General features: G+C 25.6%; 6 protein-coding genes and 1 tRNA gene (1 of these 7 running past the window's edge). All 7 read left to right on the forward strand.

Features of this window, described 5'->3' with window-relative positions:
* The first annotated feature begins 27 nt into the window (after window positions 1–27).
* A complete protein-coding gene (locus LUA84_RS01580) occupies window positions 28–399 on the forward strand; it encodes an ATP-binding protein (protein WP_231434140.1) in 372 nt (123 codons plus the stop codon).
* Between the two features lie 23 nt (window positions 400–422).
* The gene (locus LUA84_RS01585) at window positions 423–611 is read left to right on the forward strand and encodes a hypothetical protein (protein ID WP_231434142.1); all 189 of its coding nucleotides are present in this window, start codon (window positions 423–425) and stop codon (window positions 609–611) included.
* A 136-nt stretch (window positions 612–747) separates the two neighbouring features.
* Window positions 748–831: transfer RNA gene (locus tag LUA84_RS01590), tRNA-Ser, on the forward strand.
* 29 nt (window positions 832–860) lie between these two features.
* Window positions 861–989 (forward strand): nucleoside triphosphate pyrophosphohydrolase family protein, encoded by a 129-nt coding sequence (locus LUA84_RS05160; protein WP_256443496.1) that lies wholly within the window; start codon window positions 861–863, stop codon window positions 987–989.
* A gap of 327 nt (window positions 990–1,316) precedes the next feature.
* Complete coding sequence (locus LUA84_RS01595) at window positions 1,317–1,616, forward strand: cation-transporting P-type ATPase (RefSeq protein WP_231434144.1); 300 nt, start codon at window positions 1,317–1,319, stop codon at window positions 1,614–1,616.
* A 10-nt stretch (window positions 1,617–1,626) separates the two neighbouring features.
* The gene (locus LUA84_RS01600) at window positions 1,627–1,896 is read left to right on the forward strand and encodes a P-type ATPase (protein WP_231434542.1); all 270 of its coding nucleotides are present in this window, start codon (window positions 1,627–1,629) and stop codon (window positions 1,894–1,896) included.
* Between the two features lie 269 nt (window positions 1,897–2,165).
* A protein-coding gene (locus tag LUA84_RS04135; RefSeq protein WP_457913342.1) for an HAD-IC family P-type ATPase crosses the window boundary here: on the forward strand, window positions 2,166–2,394 show its beginning. It continues 425 nt past the right edge of the window; the window shows 229 of its 654 coding nt (coding positions 1–229); its start codon is at window positions 2,166–2,168; its stop codon lies beyond the right edge, outside the window.

Below are 2,394 nucleotides of genomic sequence, written 5' to 3' on the forward strand. Positions count from 1 at the left end.
TGCAAATTAAGAAATAAAACAGATATTTTGGGAATTGTAATAGAAGAAGCACATAGATTTGCATCAAAAAATAGTGAAGTTTCTTCAAAAATATCTTTAATTGCAAGAGAAGGAAGAAAATTTGGTTTGGGATTAATTTTGATATCTCAGGTACCTTCTAGTATTATTGAAGATATTACATCTCATTTAAATACATTTATTTTATTAAAGATACTTAATCCAAAAGACTTAGAATTTATAAGAAAAACATGTCCATGTTTATCTAGAGAATATTTTGAAGCATTAACAAAATTAGAAACTGGTTCATGTCTAGCAGTTGGATTAGCATTAAAAAATCCTGCAATATTAAAGAGTAATAAAATCTGTAGAAGTTGGTGGAACAGAGGAAGATATAGATAATATNATAAGAGAGAGAATATTTTATGGAAGTAAAAATAATTTTTAATGGAATAGGAAATAATTTCTTATTTTCTGAGCAAGATAGATATAAATTTTTTGATTATTTGATTGATAAATATAAATTGGTAATAAATAACAAAAAAATAATAATATCTGATAAAGAAAAATTTTCTTCATTTTTATTGATACAAATAAATTTACTATTGCATTAAATTATTGGGAAAGAATTGATTATTGTTTTATATATATTTCTTCAAATAATTGTGTATGTTTAATTTGTTCATGATTTATTAGAGTATCTAAAACCCAAATATTTTAAAATTGTATAAAGATCAAAATTATTTATATGCCGCGGTGCCCGAGTGGTCCAAGGGGTATGGCTTGAGACCATATCCCCGAAAGGGGGCGTGGGTTCAAATCCCACCCGCGGCGTTTATATAAATTTTCTATAAATGTAATTAATGGAATTTAATGAATATCAAGAAAGGGCAAAAGAAACTGCAATATATCCAAATATATTGGATGGAGGATTTTATTATACTGCATTAGCATTGGCTAGAGAAGTTGGAGAATTATTAAGAGTAAAATAAAGAAAATTGCCAGAGATAATATTCAAATACCAAGAGAAGAAATTATATCCGAACTTGGGGATATTTTATGGTATCTTTCAGAAACTGCAAGAAACTTTAATATTTCTTTAGAAGAGATGCAGAATATAATTTGAAAAAAATTAGAAGTAGAAAAGAAAGGGGAACCTTACAAGGTAGTNGGGATAATAGATAGAAATAAAGGATTTTTTGTTATTATCTTTTTAAATAATAAAGGGGTTTTTATAGTATCAATGATAACCTTGATTTTATCAAAGGTTCTCCAAGAATTAAATTCGGATTTAAATTATGGGTTAACAAAAGAGGAAGTTGAAAGAAAGGTTAAAAGAGTATGGATATAATTTAGTAGAGGAAAAGAAAGAAAGTAATTTGATTAAGTTTTTGAAAAAATTTGCTTCATTTTCTTCAATAATGTTGGAAATTATTATAGTCTTATATTTAATATTTGGAAGATATATAGATGCATCTTTAGTTTTGTCTTTATTATTTATTAATGAATTAATATCTTTTATACATGAAGAAAAAGCAAATAAAGCAGTACAAATATTAGAAGGAAAAATTACAAATAAAAGCAAGGGTATTAAGAGAAGGACAATGGAAATTAATTGAATCAAAATATCTGGTTCCAGATGATATAATAAGATTGAGAGCTGGAGATATATCTCCTGCAGATTGTATAATTTTTAGTGATGATATATTGGATATAGATCAGTCAGTATTAACGGGAGAATCTTTAACAGTTGAAAAGAAAAAAGGACAGATTGTATATTCAGGATCAATTATAAGAAGAGGAGAAGAAAATTGTTTTGTATATAAAACTGGAAGGAATACATATTTTGTGAAGAACAGTAGAATTAGTATCTACAGCAAGACCAAAATTGCATATTGAGGAAATAAGAAATACAAGTTATTTTTGCATTATTAATAATTGTATTAATATTTGGAGGAATTGAACATTACTATTTTCATTTTTATATGTTCATAATTTAGAATTATATATTTCTACAGTATTGCCTTTTAATTATATCTTTATTACTTTTTGCAATTCCAGTAGCATTACCTGCAATGATAACAGTTACATTGGCAGTTGGTTCTATGGAATTATCAAAAAAGGGAGCATTAATTACAAGATTATCTGCAATAGAAGATGCTGCAACAATGACAACATTATGTTCTGATAAAACTGGTACTTTAACTCAAAATAAATTATCTATAACCGATATAAAAGAATTGAATAATTATAAAAAAGAAGATGTAATATTATATGGAACATTAGCATCACAAGAATCAAATAATGATCCAATAGATATGGCATTTATTAATAAAGTGAAAGAAATTAATATAAATAAAGATGATTATAGACAATTAGAATTTAAACCATTTGATC

It is taken from the genome of Candidatus Nanopusillus massiliensis, from assembly GCF_920984865.1.

Coding starts and splice junctions, on each gene's coding strand:
- LUA84_RS05160 (WP_256443496.1), top strand. CDS start 861: ATGGAATTTAATGAATATCAAGAAAGGGCAAAAGAAACTGCAATATAT.
- LUA84_RS01585 (WP_231434142.1), top strand. CDS start 423: ATGGAAGTAAAAATAATTTTTAATGGAATAGGAAATAATTTCTTATTT.